Consider the following 19,720-nt stretch of genomic DNA (forward strand, 5'->3'; position numbering starts at 1 on the left):
CCATTGTGATCTGTGTTTTTTTGTATTTTTATATTTTTATTACGTAAGTTTAGGGGATTACCTAAACTGTAATTGACTATAGATTGTAAAATGGAATGTTGCAAATATGTAGAGCGAACGTGTTGGCGTTCGCTTTATTTGAAATGGAATATGAGGTGGGTAGGGTTATTTACCAATACAAAAAGAGCTAAAAATCTTTCCTAATAGGTCATCTGAAGTAAATTTACCGGTGATCTCCGATAATGCCATTTGAGTCATGCGTAGTTCTTCGGCCAACAATTCGCCTGCTTGATAGACTTCGAGTTGCTCTTTACCTAATTGTAGATGGCTGCTAGCAAGGTCGAGTGCTTCTAAATGGCGACGACGTGCGATAAAGCCACCTTCTAGATTACTTTGATAACCCATTAAGGATTTTAGGTGTTGTTGCAGCGTTGCTACACCTAAGCCTGTTTTAGCCGATATACGGTGAACGGGGTGTCCTGCTTCTTCGGTAACATCCAATGTTTCGCCCGTGAGATCGGCTTTATTGCGGACGACTGTTATGCCTAAGTTTTTGGGCAGGCGATCGATAAAGTCTGGCCAAATTTCATGAGGATCAACGGCGGTAGTCGTGGTGCCATCAACCATAAACAATACTTGATCGGCGGTTGTTATCTCGTCCCATGCGCGTTCAATACCTATTTTTTCAACGGTATCGACAGTATCACGCAAGCCAGCGGTATCAATGATGTGCAGTGGCATGCCGTCTAGGTGAATATGTTCGCGCAATACATCGCGAGTGGTACCCGCTATTTCGGTGACAATAGCGGACTCTTTACCGGCGAGAGCATTGAGTAAGCTTGATTTACCTGCATTAGGACGGCCTGCAATAACCACTTTCATGCCTTCACGGATGATAGAACCCTGTTTTGCACTTGCTTGCACTGAATCGAGCTGAGTGATGATCCGGTACAGCGACGCTGCGACTTTGCCGTCAGATAAAAAATCGACTTCTTCATCTGGGAAATCAATGGCAGCCTCAACGTATAAGCGTAGGTTGGTGGTTTGTTCGACAAGTTCGTGTACTTGGGTCGAAAATTCGCCCTGTAGCGAGTTTAAAGCGCTTTTAGCCGCTTGTTCACTCGTGGCATCAATTAGGTCGGCAATCGCTTCTGCTTGCGTTAGGTCAAGCTTGTCGTTCATAAAAGCTTGCTCGCTGAACTCACCGGGCCTGGCGATACGTAACCCTGTGGTTTCCATCACACGCTTAATGAGCATATCAAGCACGATTTGGCCACCGTGACCTTGAAGTTCTAGCACGTCTTCACCGGTAAATGAGTTAGGGCCTTTAAAATATAAAGCGATACCTTGGTCGATAACCTCGCCTTGGTCATTTTTAAAGTCACAGTAGTCGGCATAACGGGTTTTAGGTATGCGCCCAATTACAGCCATAGCCACATTGCTAGCTAAGTCGCCAGACACTCGAATAATACCGACACCGCCACGACCTGGAGCGGTCGCTTGTGCCACGATAGTATCTGTTGTCATTACTGTGTTTCCTAGTTCAAATATGAAAGGTGATTAACAAAAAGTGTTTCTCATTAAATGAGAAAAGCGGCTGATACCGAAGTATCTAGCCGCTTTGCTTAGTTGGAACTAAGAGTTATTTTAACCCTTTCTTCGCCAAGCCAGCATAGATAATCTTCTGCTGTGTAATCGCGACTAAGTTACCTACCAACCAGTATAGAACCAGACCCGCTGGGAACCATAAGAAGAATACGGTAAAGATAACCGGCATCCACTGCATCATCTTAACTTGCATTGGATCCATAGTCGGTGCCATTGGCTGCATTCTTTGCATCACAAACATTGAGATACCCATTAGAATAGGCATCACATAGTATGGATCTTGTACTGATAAATCAGTAATCCATAACATGAATGGTGCATGACGTAGCTCGTAACTTTCTAACAATACCCAGTATAGAGCGATGAAAATTGGCATTTGTAGCAAGATTGGTAGACAGCCACCCATAGGGTTAACTTTCTCTTTCTTGTACAGTTCCATCATCGCTTGACCCATCTTCTGACGGTCATCACCCATGCGTTCTTTCATTTCCGCAAGTTTAGGCTGTAGATTACGCATCTTCGCCATAGAGGTGTATTGCGCTTTAGTGAGTGGATATAACATGCCACGAACGGTAAGCGTAATAAGGATAATTGCCACACCCCAGTTGCCCACAAATGATTGATAGAACATCAATAACCAGTGAATTGGAATGGCTAGCCACCAAAGGAAACCGTAGTCAACAACCAGATTTAATGATTCAGAGATAGCCGATAGCGCTTCTTGATCTTTAGGGCCGACATAGAACTGGGCTTTAATGGTCTGTTCGCTACCAGGTGCAATGTCATATAGCGCGCCACGGAAACCGATGTTAGCTAATCCGCCCGCGCTTACGCTTGAGAAGATAACGTTTTTATCAGTTGCTGGTGGTACCCAAGCAGAAACGAAATAGTGTTGTAGCATTGCTGCCCAACCACCAAGAGTCGATTTGTCTAGGTTCTTATCAGCCATATCGTCGAAGCTGTATTTCTCATAGCGTGTATCTGCTGTTGAGAATGCGCCACCACGATAAGTCGGCATCATCATGCTGCTTTCGCTTTTCTTGATGCTGTGCTTGATTTGGCCATACATCTGAACTTGAAGCTGCGCACTAGAGCTGTTGTTGATTTGGTAAGCAACATCAACATTATGTTTACCACGGTAGAAGGTAAACATTTTAGTGTAAGTCACACCGTTAGGTGCTAAGTAGGTTAATGGCACATTTAATGTGTCTTGGCCTGCTGCTAAGTCAAAATCACGGGCTGTGCTATCGAAATGTGCACGACCTGTAGTACTGCTGTCGATACCATCACGACCAATTAGACCACTTTGAGCGACATAATAGATGTCATTAGTTTGCTCTAGCAGAACAAATGGGTCTTCAGCTTCTTCTTTAAGTTTATGAGACAGCAAAGCTGAATAAACGATGTCACCGCCAATTGGATCAATTCTGATTTCAAGTTGGTCAGTGGTCACAGTGATGAGTTCTTTAGAAGCGGTAATCACTTCTGGTAATGCTGAATCAGCATTTGGAACATCTGAACTATGAGCATCGGCGACAGTAGACGCCGCTACTGAAGATTGAGTTTGCGCTACAACCGGTTGAGGAGCTTGATCCGTTTGCCATTGTTGCCAAAGTAAAAAGCTGACAAAAAGCAGACCGATAAGCAATATATTGCGTTGAGATTCCATAGCCTATTTATCGCACCTATTTTTTTTGTGAGGGACGGGGTCTTCACCACCCGGATGTAAAGGGTGACATTTTAATATGCGTTTCGCTGCAAACCAACATCCTGTCACAACTCCATGTAAGCGAATGGCTTCAATGGCGTAATGTGAACATGTTGGATTGAACCTGCAACGAGGTCCCAGCATGGGACTTATGAGTACTTGGTAGCCACGAATAATCGTAGTTGCTAGCCATTGTAACGGCGAGAGAGTTTTCGCCATAGCTTTTCTACCAATTTTTTGAGTTCTGCACTTTCCATATCAAGTACGCCATTTCTGACGAGCACAACGATATCTACAGCGGGGAGATCATGCTGATGTAAACGAAAATTATCTCTAATTACACGTTTAATACGGTTTCGTTGATGAGCTTTCTTTACATAACGCTTAGCAATCGTTAGTCCTAAACGTGGATGTTGTTCAGAATTAGGAATAGCAAGTAAGGTTATTTCAGCGGAAGACGCTTTGATAGGTTTGGTAAAGACAGATTTAAATTGCGCGGGAGTTAACAAACGTAACTCCCGCGTAAAGGTATAGCTGGTCACTTGCATCTCTACTTAAGCAGAAAGACGAGTGCGACCTTTAGCACGGCGACGTGCGATAACCTTGCGGCCACCTACAGTAGCCATACGAGCGCGGAAGCCGTGAGAACGCTTGCGCTTCAGGTTGCTAGGTTGAAAAGTACGTTTACTCATTATGGCAATCCGTCTTTGTTAGGTTAATAAACCTTAGTCTCTAGAAATTAGAGGTAAGGGCAAAAAAGAGGCCGAATTGTAATCACTTTAATTGAGCACGTCAATACGCAATCGACTTAAGTGATTAAATAATGCCATCTTCGTTTTTTCCTCGAACATTAAAAACTACTATAAATTGTGGATAACTCTGTGAGTTACCACTATATCTAGTGGTTCCGCTGATCTAAAAGCAGATCGAAGTTAATCTATTATAGATCGTTCTGGATCGCTTTATAAAGCTGGATTTGAGGGTTTTTGCACTATTTTTGATCGCAGCAGATCCCTTAAGATCGAGATCTTATCGATTGCCTTATCTATCTGGGGATAAATATATTTAAAGGATAGCGATCAGCGTGATCTCACTATAGAATACACCTCTTTTGTAAGATGTTTTGGGGATAAGTACGTGGCGGTTTCACTTTGGCAACAATGTATCGCAAGGCTGCAAGATGAGCTTTCTGCTCAGCAATTCAGTATGTGGATAAGACCGTTACAGGCAGAGATGGAAGGCGATACGCTTGTCATATATGCACCTAACCGTTTCGTTTTAGATTGGGTTAGAGACAAATACCTTAATATCATTAATCAATTCTTTATTGAACAAATGGGTGCTGATGCGCCTAACTTGCGCTTTGATATAGGCAGTCGTCCATCGGCTAAGCCAATTGTGCAGGCGACTGCTTCGATCAGAAGTCGACCTGCGGTTAGACAAGCGGTAGAGAAACCTATTTTTAATACTCCGCATTCTGCTCCAGCGCCCTCGGCTAATCATCGTAGCAACATTAATCCGACCTACCAGTTTGATAACTTCGTTGAAGGTAAATCAAACCAATTAGGTAAAGCGGCTGCAATGCAGGTTGCTGAGAATCCAGGCGGTGCTTACAACCCACTGTTTCTTTATGGCGGTACAGGTTTGGGTAAAACCCACCTTTTGCACGCCGTGGGTAATGGCATTATTAAGAACAAGCCTGATGCTAAAGTGGTTTACATGCATTCAGAGCGTTTTGTACAGGACATGGTTAAAGCCCTACAAAACAATGCAATTGAAGAATTTAAGCGTTACTACCGCAGTGTTGATGCACTCTTTATTGATGACATTCAATTCTTTGCCAACAAAGATCGTTCACAAGAAGAATTTTTCCATACCTTTAACGCACTATTAGAAGGTAATCATCAGATCATTCTGACGTCAGATAAGTATCCAAAAGAGATCGACGGTGTTGAAGATCGTCTTAAATCTCGTTTCGGTTGGGGCTTAACGGTTGCTATTGAACCACCTGAACTAGAAACTCGTGTGGCGATCTTGATGCGCAAAGCGCAAGAGAGTGGCATTAACTTACCTGATGAAGTGGCATTCTTTATTGCTAAGCGTTTGCGTTCTAATGTTCGTGAGCTTGAAGGCGCGTTAAACCGTGTTATCGCTAATGCGAACTTTACCGGTCGTCCAATTACTATCGATTTCGTCCGCGAAGCATTACGTGACTTACTTGCGCTGCAAGAAAAGCTGGTCACTATCGATAATATTCAAAAAACCGTGGCTGAGTACTATAAAATTAAAATGGCTGATATGTTGTCGAAGCGTCGTTCACGCAGTGTGGCACGTCCAAGACAAATGGCGATGGCATTATCAAAAGAACTTACCAACCAAAGCTTGCCTGAGATTGGTGATGCATTTGGTGGCCGTGACCATACAACCGTTTTACATGCATGTCGTAAAATTGCGCAGTTGCGTGAAGAAAGTCATGACATTAAAGAAGATTATGCTAACTTGATAAGAACCTTATCTTCTTAATATCAGGGAGTTGAAACGAATGAAATTTTCTATTGATAGGGATGCCCTATTAAAGCCACTTCAGTTAGTTAGTGGAGCGGTGGAGAGACGTCACAACTTGCCTATTCTGGCGAACCTTTTAGTAGAAGTAAGTGCTCACTCACTTAAGTTGACTGGCACCGATTTAGAAGTTGAATTGGTGGGTGAAGTTCAACTTGAGGGTGACGTCATTGAAGGGCGAACCACGGTTCCAGCGAAAAAATTTCTAGATATTGTTAAGTCTTTACCTGATCTGGTCGAGCTTAAGATTGAACAGCAAGAAAACCGATTATTGTTACGTTCTGGTCGCAGCCGTTTTACGTTGGCAACCTTGCCTGCTGAAGAGTACCCGAATGTAGAAGCGTTTACAGCTGATATTGAATTTACCCTCAAGCAAGGCACGATGAAGTCCTTGATTGATGCGACTCAGTTCTCAATGGCTAATCAAGATGTACGTTACTACCTCAATGGCTTGTTATTAGAGACCGAAGGTAATGTTTTGCGTGCTATCGCAACCGATGGTCACCGTCTTGCTTTGAGTCATCGTATTATTGACGCCACTTTGCCTGAAAAGCAGGTAATTGTGCCGCGTAAAGGCGTGTTAGAGCTGATGCGCTCGTTCGAAGGTGATGATTTAGATGTCACCATCGCTATTGGTGACAACGCCATTAGAGCGACGACAGCGACTGCTGTGTTTACCAGTAAGCTGGTCGACGGACGTTTCCCTGATTATCGCCGAGTGTTGCCAAAAGGCGGCGATAAGATTGTTATTGCCAACCGTCTGCAGCTTAAACAGGCGTTGCTACGTGCTTCTATTTTATCGAATGAAAAGTTTCGTGGTGTGCGAGTACAGTTAGAAAACAACCTGATTAAGATCACTGCCAATAACCCTGAACAGGAAGAAGCGGAAGAGATCTTAGATGTTGAATACGAAAACACCCCGTTAGAGATTGGTTTTAACGTCAGTTATTTACTGGATGTATTAAATAACTTACCTTCTGATGACGTGCGTATTACGCTTATTGATGGTAATTCAAGCGCACTTATCGATAATCACATAGAGCAGAACTCTATGTATGTTGTTATGCCAATGCGTTTATAACAGACTGTTTTATTCTGCTTTAGAGACCAGATAAAGTACTTCGACACACCGTCGGCTTTATCTGGTATAAATGACCACTTCAGAAAAATCCTCCCCGTTGCATTTAAAGGGTATTAATGAGCCTTAACCGTCTTCATATTGAAGCTTTCCGTAATATTGTCTCTGCGCAGTTGCAGCCAGGTGAAGGGCTCAATTTAATTTATGGCAAAAATGGCAGTGGCAAGACCAGCATTTTAGAAGCCATCTATTTTTTGGGAATGGGGCGCTCTTTTCGCAGTCATTTATCGCAGCGAGTGATTCAACATGACCAAGATGCGCTGACGTTATTTGCCAATATGCAAACCGGCGAAGAGGACAGTAAGATAGGCCTCAGACGTTTTAGAAGTGGCGAGATTGAAGTTAAAATTAATGGCGATAAAGTTAAACGTTTATCGACATTAGCGGAAACATTACCGATTCAGGTGATCACTCCCGAAAGCTTTTCATTGCTTTTTGAGGGGCCAAAAGCCAGACGGCAGTTTATTGATTGGGGTGCGTTCCATTCTGACCCCCGTTTTTATGCGGCATGGGTAAATGTACGACGAATTATAAAGCAACGAAATCAGTTGCTCAGGGATGAATCGCCCTATAGTTCGATACAATTTTGGGATAAAGAATTTATTCGTTATGCTGAACTGGTTACCGATATACGAAAGCAATATGTAGACTCGTTAAATGAGCTACTTAAGGGTATAATCGAAGAGTTTTTACCTCAGGTTGATGTGAAGGTTTCTTTTACCCGAGGATGGGATAGTAAAACAGAGTATGCACAGCTGCTCGAGACGCAGTATCCCAGAGATTTAGCCACAGGCTTTACCGTCAGCGGACCTCATAAAGCGGACTTAAGGTTGCGGGTAGGAACACTGCCAGCACAAGATGCTTTGTCCCGCGGACAGTTGAAATTGTTAGTCTGTGCATTGCGTATTGCACAAGGAAAGTTGCTCAAACAACAAATAGATAAAAAAAGTATTTATCTGGTGGATGATCTTCCATCGGAATTGGATGCACAGCATAGAAAACTATTGCTACAGCAGTTAGCAGATACCGGGGCACAAGTTTTTGTCACGGCAATCGAACCAGCAGCAATAGTCGATTCGTTAATCACGCCGCCAAGTAAGGTGTTCCATGTGGAACATGGGTGTGTAACGGTAATTGAATAACCGACGAGAGTATAATATGTCAGAGAATAGTTATGATTCTTCGAGTATTAAGGTATTAAAAGGCCTTGATGCGGTACGTAAAAGACCAGGAATGTACATTGGTGATACCGATGATGGCACCGGTCTACATCACATGGTATTCGAAGTGGTCGATAACTCTATCGATGAAGCATTAGCCGGCCACTGTAACGACGTCATTATTACTATTCATGCCGATGGTTCCGTTTCGGTTAAAGATGATGGACGTGGTATCCCAGTTGCGATTCACCCAGAAGAGGGTATTTCTGCGGCTGAAGTGATCATGACGGTACTGCATGCTGGCGGTAAGTTCGATGATAACTCGTATAAAGTTTCTGGTGGCCTTCACGGTGTAGGTGTTTCAGTGGTAAACGCACTCTCTAGTAAGGTGCAGTTGACCATTCGTCGTGACGGTAAGCTTTATGAGCAATTTTACACCCACGGTGTACCTGATGCGCCTGTTAAAGAGATTGGTGATTCGACTAATACCGGTACTGAGCTAAGATTCTGGCCAAGTACCGATACGTTTACCAATGTACTGTTTCATTTTGAGATTCTTGCCAAGCGTGTCCGTGAACTGTCTTTCCTAAACTCAGGTGTAGGTATTCGCTTAATTGATGAGCGTGATGATAAAGATGAGTTCTTTAAGTACGAAGGCGGGATTAGTGCGTTTGTTGACTACTTAAACGTTAACAAGACACCGGTAAACAAAGAAGTTTTCCATTTTATCCATGAGCGTGACGACGGTATCACCGTTGAAGTGGCTATGCAGTGGAATGACGGTTTCCAAGAGAACATCTTCTGTTTTACTAACAACATTCCTCAACGCGATGGTGGTACTCACTTAGCGGGTTTCCGTGGTGCGTTGACGCGTAACCTGAACAACTACATGGAAAAAGAGGGTTATAACAAGAAGGGCAAGACTAACGCGACTGGCGATGATGCTCGTGAAGGTTTGACCGCTGTTATCTCTGTTAAGGTTCCAGATCCTAAATTTAGCTCACAGACCAAAGACAAATTGGTCTCGAGTGAAGTTAAAACGGCTGTTGAGCAGACAATGGGCGAGCAGTTAGCTGATTACCTAGTTGAACATCCAAATGAAGCTAAGTTGATTGTTGGTAAGATCATCGATGCATCGCGTGCTCGTGAAGCGGCGCGTAAAGCCCGTGAATTGACACGTCGTAAAGGCGCATTAGATTTAGGTGGTTTGCCTGGTAAGTTGGCCGATTGCCAAGAGAAGGACCCTGGTCTTTCTGAAATATACATAGTGGAAGGTGACTCTGCTGGCGGATCAGCCAAGCAGGGACGTAACCGTAAGAACCAAGCGATTCTTCCGCTTAAAGGTAAGATCTTAAACGTTGAAAAAGCACGTTTTGATAAAATGTTGTCTTCGCAAGAAGTGGTCACGCTGATTACTGCACTCGGTTGTGGTATTGGCCGTGATGAATATGATCCTGATAAGACCCGTTATCACAACATTGTTATCATGACCGATGCCGACGTCGATGGCTCGCACATTCGTACCTTGCTATTGACCTTCTTCTTCCGTCAAATGCCTGAGCTTATCGAACGTGGTTATATCTATATTGCACAGCCACCTTTGTACAAAGTGAAAAAGGGTAAGCAAGAACAGTATCTAAAAGATGATCCTGCACTAACTGAGTACCTAACGACTCAAGCATTGGATAACGCTAATGTTTATCCTTCGCAAGGTGCACCAGGTATGTCAGGCCAGCCGCTAGAGACATTGGTTAAGCAGTACCGCGAAGTAGAAGCGGTTATTAAGCGTCTTGAAAAGCGTTACCCAACTAACATTGTTGACTTGATGTTGTACCACCCAACATTAACTAACGAGATGTTGAGTGATGAAGCACAAGTTAAAGTTTGGTCTGATGCCTTTATTGCTGACTTAATTGAAAAAGAGTCTGGCGGTATCTTGTATAGTGCAGAGCCTATTCTTGATCCAGAGCGTCAGGTTTATCTACCAAAAATTACTATTCGTAAGCATGGTATTGATACTAACTATCTGTTCACATATGACTTTTTCCAGTCTACCGACTATCAACGCATTGTTAAGTTAGGTGCTGAGATTGATGGCTTAGTTGAAGTTGGCGGTTATGTTCAGCGTGGCGAACGGACTAAAGATGTCACTAGCTTTATTGAAGCACTTGATTGGTTAATGAGTGAAGCTAAACGCGGTCAATATATCCAACGTTATAAGGGATTGGGTGAGATGAACCCTGAGCAGTTGTGGGAAACTACAATGGATCCAGAGTCTCGCCGTATGCTGCAAGTGACCATTGAAGATGCGATTGGTGCTGACCAGTTATTCACTTGTTTGATGGGTGATCACGTTGAGCCTCGTCGTGAGTTTATTGAGTCTAACGCGCTTAACGTGGCTAACTTAGACGTATAGTCTTATTGCGATAGTACTAACCTTACAAATAGTGAAATCGGCGCATACTGCGCCGATTTTTTTTGTTTTATTGCATACTAATATTAACCACTGCCTTTAGTGATGGGTATTATTACACTCGGTCATCGAAATTGTTCAAGAAAGCGTTTAAAAAACTGTTTAATATCAGAGATAAAGTAATTATAGAGAAGCCTAAAAGTTTCAGCGGTCAGGCTGAATACTCCCAAGCTATCTCATCTGTATCTCCAATAAACAATACTCCTCCAGCCATACCGCCTGTCGCGCCGATCGATATATCAGCACTGTTTTATAGTTTGTTATTTCCTAGCACCTTACAAAGTGGTGTGGCTAACGAGTTAGAAAAGAGCATATTTAGACGGGTAGAGGCAGCACTGTCTTCTCCGAAAGCCATTGCGGAAAGAGTGTTGAAACTCCCGACACAAGTGGCGGCGCTAGATAAACAGTTAGCAGATGAATCTAGCAACACTAAGGTTTTACTGGCGCTCATAGAAAAAGACCCTGTGCTCAGTGTTGAAGTGCTAAAGCTATGTAATGCCCCTTTGTTTAGACGCAGTGAAAAAGAGATCACTAGTTTACAGCTGGCCATTGTGCAACTTGGCAGGGAACAGATAAGGCGCTTTATTACTACGGCATTATTGCGGGACTGTATCGAGATCAAAGCCATCTATTTTCGCCGTTTTGGCTCGCAGATATGGCGCCACTCAATGCAAGTCGCTTACCTTGCAAGCGAGTTAACCGATGAAGATGCTGATAGCGCATTCTTATTGGGACTGATTCATGATGTTGGCAAGATCGCTATCTTCAAGTTGCTATTAGAAGCCTTTAAGCAGGCTGAACCGGGTGAGCAGCCTTGCTCAAGTCTATTCCGACAGGTTATGACGACGAAATCGTTAAGTTTAAGCGCCTTACTCGCCCAGCACTGGCAGTTACCAGCAGTCTTTGAGGCAGAGCTTGGTCGTTTGGCGGTTGTTGATTCTAAGCCTGTTGGTGGCTTAGCTGAAGTTGTTTGGCGGGCTAACTTGATCAGTGAATGCTCTATGTTGTTTGAAGCCGATAAGCTAACTGAGCAACAACTTAATCGATTATTGCTAGAAGCAGGTCTCGATAGAGGCGGTTTTGATGAGCTACATCAAAAGCTGATCCTGTTTTAATGTGTTTGTTGAACTCTAAGTGCAGATACAAAAAAGCCCCTAATTAAGGGGCTTTTTATTGGGTCACAGTAACAAGATTACTGTGGTGATATTACTGCAGCAGTGAAATGTCAGCCGCATGTAGGAACTGTTCGCGTAGGCTAGAAAGTAGCGCTAGGCGGTTGTTCTTAAGGGCTTCGTCATCAACCATCACCATCACATCTTCAAAGAAGGTATCCACGCTTTCACGTAGGCTTGCTAATAGTGCGAGCGCTTCTTGATAATTAGCAGCAGCAAATAGCGGTGCTAATTGTGGTTGTAGCTCTGTTAGTTTAGTCGCGAGGGCTTTTTCTGCCGCTTCAACCAGTAACGTATCATCGATAGTGGCTGGAAGTTCACCTTCAACTTTAGCCAAAATGTTTGATACGCGCTTGTTCGCGGCAGCCAGTGCAGATGCTTGCTCTAACGTTCTAAAGTGAGCAACGGCTTTAATGCGGCTTTCAAAATCTGCAGGTGCAGTAGGGCGACGAGCCAATACGGCAAGGATAACGTCTACGCTAACACCTTGATCTTGATACCAAGCACGGAAGCGACCCATAAAGAACTCAAGTACTTGCTCTGCAACCTTATCGTTCGTTAACGTTTCACCATGTAACTCTTGTGCTTTAGCTATTAAATCAACAAGATCGAGTGGTAAGTTGTTTTCTAAACAGATACGTAGAATACCAATGGCAGCACGACGTAGTGCAAATGGATCCGCTGCGCCTTTCGGTGCTTGGCCAATACCAAAAATACCCACTAAGGTGTCTAGCTTTTCAGCCAAGGCAACACTAATTGAGATAGGGGCTGTTGGCACTGTATCGCCTGAGAACTTAGGCTTGTATTGCTCTGATAATGCCACGGCTACCGCTTCAGTTTCACCATTAAGACGTGCGTAATGCATGCCCATAGTGCCTTGAAGATCGGTGAACTCCATGACCATGTTAGTCATCAAGTCAGACTTAGATAAAAGCCCTGCACGTGCAGCTTCTTCGCTATTAGCACCAATGCTGGTGGCAATATAAGCGGCCATTGCTGATATGCGTTCTACGCGCTGCTTGATGGTGCCAAGCTGCTTTTGGAATACCACTGTTTCTAAACTAGTAAGACGAGACTCTAGTGAGTTTTTCTTATCGGTTTCGAAGAAGAATTCTGCATCGGCAAGACGTGGGCGAACTACTTTCTCGTTACCGGCAATAATCTGCTGCGGATCTTTTGATTCGATATTGGTGACAAAGATAAAGTTAGGCATTAACTGGCCCGCTTTATCAAATACTGGGAAGTACTTTTGGTCGCCTTTCATGGTGTAAACCAAAGCTTCAGCCGGCACGTCTAAGAACTTCTCTTCGAAGCTAGCCGTTAGCACTACTGGCCATTCAACCAGTGATGTAACCTCTTCTAGTAGATCGTCTTCTAGATCGGCCACGCCACCTAGTTTAGTCGCTGCGGCTTCTGCATCGGCTTTAATCAGTGCTTTACGCACCTCATAGTTGGCCTCTACTTTACCTTGTTCTTTTAGTGCTGATAGATAGTTGTCGGCATGATCAAGCTCGAAGCTTGGTGTGCCCATAAAGCGGTGACCACGAATAACGCGAGCCGACTTTATACCTAACAATTCACCTTCAACCACATCGCTGCCAAGCAGCATCGTCACAGTGTGAACTGGGCGAATAAATTGAGTGGTGTTGTTACCCCAGCGCATAGGCTTAGGGATAGGCAACTTGTCTAAAGAGCGCTGTGCCATCGCGGCAATAAGGCTTTTTGTTTCAACACCAACCACTTTAGCTTGATGTAGTAACCATTCACCTTTATCGGTTTTAAGACGGTCAGCTTGCTCTACAGTAATGCCATTACCACGGGCCCAGCCCATAGCGGCTTTAGTCGGGTTGCCGTCAGCATCAAACGCCTGTGCAACTGCTGGTCCACGTTTTTCGACCACTTTGTCAGCCTGAGCTAGAGCAAGTTGGTTAACGCTGATCGCTAAACGGCGAGGGGCCGCATGCCATACCGCAGTCTCAAAGCTAAGTTCAGCTTTTTTTAGTTCATCAGTAAAGTTGCTAAGAAAAGTCTCAGCTAGTTTACGTAAAGATTTTGGAGGTAGTTCTTCAGTGCCTACTTCAATCAGTAAGTTTTCAAAATTCATAAGTTATTCCTCTACTTACCGATTGGGAAGCCAAGAGCTTCACGGGCTTGATAGTAAGCTTCAGCTACACCCTTAGCCATGGTACGAACGCGTAAGATATAACGCTGGCGTTCAGTGACTGAAATAGCGTGGCGTGCATCAAGCAAGTTAAATGCGTGAGAGGCTTTCATGACTTGCTCGTAAGCAGGTAATGGCAGTGGCTTTTCAAGTGTTAGCAGATGCTGACAGGCTTTCTCGCAGTCATCAAAATTTCTGAATAACACTTCAACATTAGCGTGTTCAAAGTTATAAGCTGATTGCTCAACTTCGTTCTGGTGGAAAATATCACCATACATCACTTTGCCCAATGGGCCGTCTGTCCATACGAGGTCGTACACGTTGTCGACTTCTTGAATGTACATTGCAAGACGTTCAAGGCCGTAAGTGATCTCACCTGTTACAGGCTTACACTCCAATCCACCTACTTGCTGGAAGTAAGTAAATTGCGACACTTCCATGCCGTTTAACCAAACTTCCCAGCCTAGACCCCAGGCACCTAGAGTCGGTGATTCCCAGTTGTCTTCAACAAAGCGCACGTCATGAATGTTCATGTCGACACCTGCGGCAGCCAAAGAACCCAGATAAAGCTCTTGAATATTATCTGGAGATGGCTTTAACACGACTTGGAATTGATAGAAGTGTTGTAGGCGATTCGGGTTGTCGCCATAACGGCCATCAGTAGGGCGGCGACTAGGTTGAACATAGGCACAGCTCATTGGCTCTGGGCCTAAGGCTCGTAAGAAGGTCATAGGGTGGAATGTACCAGCACCTACTTCCATGTCCAATGGTTGTACGATTGCGCAACCTTGCTGCGCCCAGTATTCCTGAAGGGTCATTATGAAACCTTGGAATGTTTTTACGTCGTGTTTGGTCGTCATATCCGCTTGTCTACTGCCTGGAAGCTTAAATAGAAAATGGTGTCGATTATACCTTGTAGGATTAAGCTTATATAGGTTATTTTTTATCTCATAGATTAAAAATATAGGATTATGACAATGGAAGTGACACGTTGCGGTTGGGTCGGAAAAGATCCTATCTATCAAGAGTATCACGATAAAGTGTGGGGTCGACCTGTATACGACAGCCATGAACTGTTTGCCAAACTCTGCCTTGATGGACAGCAAGCAGGGCTGTCGTGGTTAACTATTTTGAAGAAACAACAGAATTACGAAGCTGCCTTTGCCCATTTTGACCCGGCAATTATTGCTACTTTTGATGACGATAAAATAGAAGAACTGTTGCTTAATCCTGGGATTGTTCGCAATCGTTTAAAGGTGAATTCGATTATTAAAAACGCCAAGGGCTACATGGCTTATGTAGAGCATGGTAATGATTTTTCAGAGTTTTTATGGAGCTTTGTGGGTGGTGAACCCATAGTGAATCATTTTACTTCAAGCAAAGATTTCCCTACACAAACTAGTGAATCAGAAGCAATGTCAAAAGCGCTAAAAAAAATGGGATTTAACTTTGTCGGGCCGACAATTTGCTATGCGTTCATGCAAGCCGTTGGTATGTTCGATGACCACACAATAGATTGTTTTTGTCGTGAAAAGATTGGATAAAGCTGAGACGGAAAAGAATAAGAAAGGTTGTAGGAATAAAGCTAAGACGATTTTAGGAAAGAGCTAAGGTTGAAAATAGTCGTTTAAGTTTAGGGTTTGCTAATGTTTGATCGTGGAATCTAAAAAAGGATGTTCCACGTGGAACATCCTTTTTGGTTACTGGCTTAAAACCTCTATTTTTGTTTCAAAAATAAATTTTCATGAAACTAAAAATCCAGAGCTAAGTTAGCCAGATTACAAAATTAAAAATAGAATCTATTTTTCAAAAAAGAATGGTTTTCTCTCTTTTCCATTATTTTTTGAACCGCCATTTAACTGGTCCATGGTTTCGGCATTGTAGAGCTTACCGTTAACCATGGTATAAGTGACGCGATCTGTTACACGGATATCTTCAAGCGGATTGCCGTCGATAACAATTAAGTCGGCCAACTTGCCTTGCTTGATTGAACCAATTTGATGATCCATGGCAAAGTGCTTAGCCGGATTAATGGTTGCTGTTTTTAACACTTCAAGATTACTCATTCCACCTTGAGCGAACATCCACATTTCCCAATGGGCTGCTAAACCTTCACGCTGACCATGGGCACCAATGTTTGACTTAACACCTATTTCGTTCAATTCATTGGCTACACGTGCAACATTGAAATGATTGTAATGTTCATAGGGTGCAGTGGGGCGACGCATTGAACGCGCATTCAAAATGTCCGAAGGTACATACATCGATAAACGTGGGTGAGCCCAAACATCAGTTTTGTCGTACCAGTAGTTTTCACCTGAGATACCACCATAAGCCACAACGAGTGTCGGTGTGTAACCCACATCGGTTTGACTCCAGAACTGCTTTATATCGCTATAGATATTAGCCGCTGGCAAAGAGTGCTCAATACCTGTGTGGCCGTCTGCAATCATAGTGAGGTTATGTTGCAGCAAACTACCACCTTCAGGAACGACCATCATCTCAAGTTCGCGGGCTGCGGCGATAACTTGTTGACGTTGGTTTCGACGCGGTTGGTTATAGCTTTTTACGCTAAAAGCACCGACTTTCTTTAGGCGCTCCAAGTGAAATTTCGCATCGTCTAACGAATCGATATGTGATGTATAACCTGGTGCATTGGCTCCATATAAAATGGTGCCGGTAGAGAAAATACGGGGTCCAGCGATGTTACCTGCTTTTTGCTGCTCCGATGCGGCAAAAATTTCGGTAGTATCGTTTGATGGATCATGAATCGCGGTCACACCAAGAGATAAGTTCGAGTAAAGTTCCCAGTTCTGCTGTGGGATAATTTCACTTTCACCTTGAGCTCCGTGTGCATGGGCGTCAAACAAACCAGGCATTAGTGTCTTGCCTTTAATGTCGATGACCTTGGCATCACTTGGAATATCGATTATAGATGCAGGACCGACACTGACAATATGGTTATCTTTGACGATAACAGTGCCATTTTCGATGACTTCATCATTCTCCATAGTGATAATGTTGCCGCCAACAAAAGCAATTGTTCCACGTGGAACATCAGCTTTTTTAGTAAAGCCTAGATCGGTAATCTCTGGCTCGACCTTGGTTTCATCAGCCGCCGCAGTTTCTTTATATTGAGTATCCACTTTAACTTGGTAAAGCTCGGGGCCAAGCGTCCAATAAATTTGGTCGTTAGCGTTGTTCCAGCTAATGCTTTCACCAGCGCGAACACTGAGTTGAGTGACGGGTAAATTACTCGCCTTGGGTCCAATTTCAACCGTTTCTCCATGTTTAGCAAAAGGGGTAACATAAACCCTAAAGCGCTCGGCAAACGCGAGTTGCTTACCGTCGGGGGAAACTCTAAATTCAGTTGCATGCTTACTGGTGTAATGGACTCGCTTTTCAAATCCATTTAAGCCAATTGATGCCAACTGCGGTGTTTCGTCACTCTCCATAAAGTAGACGCGTTGGTTATCTGCGCCGAATTGCGGTTGGTAACCTGAAGCTGTGATCTTGGTATTTTTATCGCCATCCACATCAACTTGGTAAAGGCCTGTTTCCTGCGACCAGGTTTTGGGGGTGATATAGCCACCTTTGGCCTTGCGATAAACGACGGTTTCACCATCGGGTGAAAAGGTAGGTTCTACATATTTACCAGGCTCTTCAGTGAGTACTTTGACGCGTTTATTACGCACCGTTGCTAGACTCACTGTTCCTTGTTCTTGGTCATCCCAAGTGGTGAAGACAATACTCTTGCCATCTCTAGACCATTGTGGAAATAGTTCGCGAAGTTCACTGTCTAGTTTTGTTAAGCGCTCCATTTTTCCATCTGGTAGGCTTTTAACCCAGATCTTACCGAGTGCTTCAAAAGCCACTTTTTTTCCATCAGGTGAGACTTGAGCCATTCTCAACATCTTCACATCGAAGACATCTTTATCGAGATCTTGTTGAAAGCGAACGGCAGGTTGTACGGTGCGTTCTGACTTCACGCTGAAAGGGATCTGTACAACAGTCTTAGACTCGACTTCGAGTTTGTTAATTTTACCGTTAGCCCAGAATACGATGTCTTCGTTGTCAGCGGTCCAACTCATGGTTGGGTATACACCATGAATAGCCCAGGTTTCTTGCATATCGCGATCTAGTTCGCCATAAAGTTTTTCTGTTTTACCTGACTTCAAGTCGAGCAGATACAGAGATGACTGGAAGCCATCGCGTTTGATATAAGCCAGCTTTTCACCATCAGGACTTGGAGTTGGACGGATTGCGCCGCCAGTGCCTTGGACAATGACTTCGATATCGCCAGTTTGCGTATCGTAACGTTTGATTTTATAGATGCCCTTCACTGAATCTTTAGAATAGTGAAAGGTCTTCCCTGGAGTAGCGTCTTGGCTAAAGTAGATGTAACGGCCATCAGGCGAGTATGCGGGTTCGCCTAGATCTTTTTGTTCATTCGGTCTTTCTGTTAATTTAACGCCTTCACCACCCGCAACGTGGTACATCCAGACTTCGCCAGCGCCTAAACTGCGGCTACCCGTATAATGTTTACGTGCAACTAAGTATTGTCCGTCAGGACTCCATGCAGGGCTGTTAAGCAGGCGGAATGTTTCCTCTGTGACTGCGCGAGGGTTGCTACCGTCAGCTTCCATAATCCAGATGTTGTCGCCGCCATCTTCATCAGAGGTAAACGCAATATACTTTCCATCAGGGCTATAGACAGGCTGCATCTGCCAAGCGATACCTTTGGCTAACGGTATTGCGTCGCCACCGTCGACAGGTATCTGGTAGATATCTCCGAGTAGATCAAACACGATGTGTTTACCGTCAGGGCTGACATTGATATTCATCCAAGTGCCTTCATTAACCTCAATCTTAACTTGCTGAAGTGGTGCATTAGCAGGTGCATTCACTTGCCATGTTTTTTTGTCTTCTTCTTCGGCGACGACGGGGATACTGAAGCTAAGTGCAATTGCTGCATATAGAGGGGTAAGCTTATTTTTTAACATGCTTGTCCTATTTTTTGTTGTAATTGTTCAGGAGTTGGCAGTATTGGTTACAAGTAGAGTCTACTGCGATAACTGTTATCGCATAAATTCGTTAACAGTAAAACAGAAATACTGTTTCAATTAGTTAAGATCTGCTGGACAGTGCAGCACAGTAAATTGGAATATGGGCAAGTTGGGTTTTGTTGAGTAGATGAAGTTGAATTGAATGATCTAATGGGATGTTTCAAGGGGGCGGCAACCGCTTTACTTTTATCTAAAGCGGCCATCTCAAAATAGGAGTTGTTATGCTAATTTAACGAAACTGAATCATTGATGGTAATGCTGGCGCCAGTCATTACACGGCAAGTGACTCCGCCGCGCCAATCTGGCTGCAGTGCTTTTTCTAAACCGGGGTAGGCGATTTCCATTTTTTTACAGGGATCTGTTTCACCTGTTATCTCTAAGGTGAGTTCACCGATGACAAGTTGCTTGCCTTTATCTTCTGCAGAAAACGTAATGCCTTCGACTAGAATGTTGGCTCTGCGGGTAAACCAAGGAAGGCGTTTATCAACATCATTACAGGCCAGTTGCCACTGCTCGATAGACATTACGGTCACTTGACGCTTACCTGGACGGCCAAAGATGTCATTTTCAACACCCTTGGCTTGAGTCACGGCTGCATGTTCTACCGTTATCATCTCGCCACGTTTTTCTGTTTTATATGCAATACCAATTAGCTTTGCCATCGGAAAAATC

The 19,720-nt window shown here is 43.9% G+C and carries 15 protein-coding genes; 6 read left to right on the plus strand and 9 right to left on the minus strand.

Features of this window, described 5'->3' with window-relative positions; all coding sequences use genetic code 11:
* Positions 1 to 165 precede the first annotated feature (165 nt).
* From mnmE to rpmH, 5 genes are all read right to left on the minus strand, one after another.
* Positions 166 to 1,527 carry a tRNA uridine-5-carboxymethylaminomethyl(34) synthesis GTPase MnmE gene (mnmE, locus tag L2729_RS16100; RefSeq protein ID WP_248989175.1) on the minus strand — a complete coding sequence of 454 codons (1,362 nt, stop codon included), beginning with the start codon at positions 1,525 to 1,527 and terminating at the stop codon, positions 166 to 168.
* Positions 1,528 to 1,642: 115 nt separating this feature from the next.
* Positions 1,643 to 3,277, minus strand: a complete 1,635-nt coding sequence (gene yidC / locus L2729_RS16105; RefSeq protein ID WP_101089163.1) for a membrane protein insertase YidC — start codon at positions 3,275 to 3,277, stop codon at positions 1,643 to 1,645.
* Between the two features lie 3 nt (positions 3,278 to 3,280).
* Positions 3,281 to 3,535 carry a membrane protein insertion efficiency factor YidD gene (yidD, locus tag L2729_RS16110; protein WP_248989176.1) on the minus strand — a complete coding sequence of 85 codons (255 nt, stop codon included), beginning with the start codon at positions 3,533 to 3,535 and terminating at the stop codon, positions 3,281 to 3,283.
* Entirely contained in the window at positions 3,502 to 3,858 is a 357-nt protein-coding gene (gene rnpA, locus L2729_RS16115; protein WP_101089174.1) for a ribonuclease P protein component, read from the minus strand. Before rnpA ends, yidD begins: the two co-directional genes overlap by 34 nt.
* 12 nt (positions 3,859 to 3,870) lie before the next feature.
* Positions 3,871 to 4,008: a 50S ribosomal protein L34 gene (rpmH, locus tag L2729_RS16120; protein WP_101089165.1), complete on the minus strand. Its 138-nt coding sequence runs from the start codon at positions 4,006 to 4,008 to the stop codon at positions 3,871 to 3,873.
* Positions 4,009 to 4,453: 445 nt separating this feature from the next.
* On the opposite strand from rpmH, the gene dnaA reads away from it, so the two are divergent.
* The 5 genes from dnaA to L2729_RS16145 all read left to right on the plus strand — a co-directional run bounded on the left by dnaA (position 4,454) and on the right by L2729_RS16145 (position 11,764).
* The gene (gene dnaA / locus L2729_RS16125; RefSeq protein WP_102038657.1) at positions 4,454 to 5,839 is read left to right on the plus strand and encodes a chromosomal replication initiator protein DnaA; all 1,386 of its coding nucleotides are present in this window, start codon (positions 4,454 to 4,456) and stop codon (positions 5,837 to 5,839) included.
* Positions 5,840 to 5,858: 19 nt separating this feature from the next.
* Positions 5,859 to 6,959, plus strand: a complete 1,101-nt coding sequence (gene dnaN / locus L2729_RS16130; protein ID WP_101089167.1) for a DNA polymerase III subunit beta — start codon at positions 5,859 to 5,861, stop codon at positions 6,957 to 6,959.
* 116 nt (positions 6,960 to 7,075) lie between these two features.
* On the plus strand, positions 7,076 to 8,158 hold the full coding sequence (gene recF / locus L2729_RS16135; RefSeq protein ID WP_101089168.1) for a DNA replication/repair protein RecF: 1,083 nt from the start codon (positions 7,076 to 7,078) through the stop codon (positions 8,156 to 8,158).
* A 16-nt stretch (positions 8,159 to 8,174) separates the two neighbouring features.
* Complete coding sequence (gyrB, locus tag L2729_RS16140) at positions 8,175 to 10,592, plus strand: DNA topoisomerase (ATP-hydrolyzing) subunit B (protein ID WP_248989177.1); 2,418 nt, start codon at positions 8,175 to 8,177, stop codon at positions 10,590 to 10,592.
* A gap of 131 nt (positions 10,593 to 10,723) precedes the next feature.
* A complete protein-coding gene (locus tag L2729_RS16145) occupies positions 10,724 to 11,764 on the plus strand; it encodes an HDOD domain-containing protein (RefSeq protein WP_248989178.1) in 1,041 nt (346 codons plus the stop codon).
* Between the two features lie 91 nt (positions 11,765 to 11,855).
* Here L2729_RS16145 and glyS read toward each other — a convergent pair whose 3' ends face one another.
* Together glyS and glyQ are read right to left on the minus strand one after the other, a co-directional pair.
* A complete protein-coding gene (gene glyS / locus L2729_RS16150; protein ID WP_248989179.1) occupies positions 11,856 to 13,925 on the minus strand; it encodes a glycine--tRNA ligase subunit beta in 2,070 nt (689 codons plus the stop codon).
* Positions 13,926 to 13,936: 11 nt separating this feature from the next.
* Positions 13,937 to 14,842 carry a glycine--tRNA ligase subunit alpha gene (glyQ, locus tag L2729_RS16155; RefSeq protein WP_101089171.1) on the minus strand — a complete coding sequence of 302 codons (906 nt, stop codon included), beginning with the start codon at positions 14,840 to 14,842 and terminating at the stop codon, positions 13,937 to 13,939.
* 117 nt (positions 14,843 to 14,959) lie between these two features.
* On the opposite strand from glyQ, the gene L2729_RS16160 reads away from it, so the two are divergent.
* Positions 14,960 to 15,526 (plus strand): DNA-3-methyladenine glycosylase I, encoded by a 567-nt coding sequence (locus L2729_RS16160; RefSeq protein ID WP_248989180.1) that lies wholly within the window; start codon positions 14,960 to 14,962, stop codon positions 15,524 to 15,526.
* Positions 15,527 to 15,781: 255 nt separating this feature from the next.
* Here the strand turns inward: L2729_RS16160 and L2729_RS16165 are convergent, their stop codons facing one another.
* Both L2729_RS16165 and L2729_RS16170 read right to left on the minus strand, forming a co-directional pair.
* Positions 15,782 to 18,985 (minus strand): amidohydrolase family protein, encoded by a 3,204-nt coding sequence (locus L2729_RS16165; RefSeq protein WP_248989181.1) that lies wholly within the window; start codon positions 18,983 to 18,985, stop codon positions 15,782 to 15,784.
* A gap of 287 nt (positions 18,986 to 19,272) precedes the next feature.
* The gene (locus tag L2729_RS16170; RefSeq protein ID WP_248989182.1) at positions 19,273 to 19,710 is read right to left on the minus strand and encodes an MOSC domain-containing protein; all 438 of its coding nucleotides are present in this window, start codon (positions 19,708 to 19,710) and stop codon (positions 19,273 to 19,275) included.
* Between the last annotated feature and the right edge of the window lie 10 nt (positions 19,711 to 19,720).

This window comes from Shewanella gelidimarina, assembly GCF_023283945.1.
Classification (GTDB): Bacteria; Pseudomonadota; Gammaproteobacteria; order Enterobacterales; family Shewanellaceae; genus Shewanella; species Shewanella gelidimarina.

What these genes read in the sequence shown, in the direction of transcription:
- mnmE (WP_248989175.1), bottom strand. Translation starts at nt 1,527, where the DNA reads ATGACAACAGATACTATCGTGGCACAAGCGACCGCTCCAGGTCGTGGC.
- yidC (WP_101089163.1), bottom strand. Translation starts at nt 3,277, where the DNA reads ATGGAATCTCAACGCAATATATTGCTTATCGGTCTGCTTTTTGTCAGC.
- yidD (WP_248989176.1), bottom strand. Translation starts at nt 3,535, where the DNA reads ATGGCGAAAACTCTCTCGCCGTTACAATGGCTAGCAACTACGATTATT.
- rpmH (WP_101089165.1), bottom strand. Translation starts at nt 4,008, where the DNA reads ATGAGTAAACGTACTTTTCAACCTAGCAACCTGAAGCGCAAGCGTTCT.
- dnaN (WP_101089167.1), top strand. Translation starts at nt 5,859, where the DNA reads ATGAAATTTTCTATTGATAGGGATGCCCTATTAAAGCCACTTCAGTTA.
- recF (WP_101089168.1), top strand. Translation starts at nt 7,076, where the DNA reads ATGAGCCTTAACCGTCTTCATATTGAAGCTTTCCGTAATATTGTCTCT.
- gyrB (WP_248989177.1), top strand. Translation starts at nt 8,175, where the DNA reads ATGTCAGAGAATAGTTATGATTCTTCGAGTATTAAGGTATTAAAAGGC.
- glyS (WP_248989179.1), bottom strand. Translation starts at nt 13,925, where the DNA reads ATGAATTTTGAAAACTTACTGATTGAAGTAGGCACTGAAGAACTACCT.
- glyQ (WP_101089171.1), bottom strand. Translation starts at nt 14,842, where the DNA reads ATGACGACCAAACACGACGTAAAAACATTCCAAGGTTTCATAATGACC.
- L2729_RS16160 (WP_248989180.1), top strand. Translation starts at nt 14,960, where the DNA reads ATGGAAGTGACACGTTGCGGTTGGGTCGGAAAAGATCCTATCTATCAA.
- L2729_RS16165 (WP_248989181.1), bottom strand. Translation starts at nt 18,985, where the DNA reads ATGTTAAAAAATAAGCTTACCCCTCTATATGCAGCAATTGCACTTAGC.
- L2729_RS16170 (WP_248989182.1), bottom strand. Translation starts at nt 19,710, where the DNA reads ATGGCAAAGCTAATTGGTATTGCATATAAAACAGAAAAACGTGGCGAG.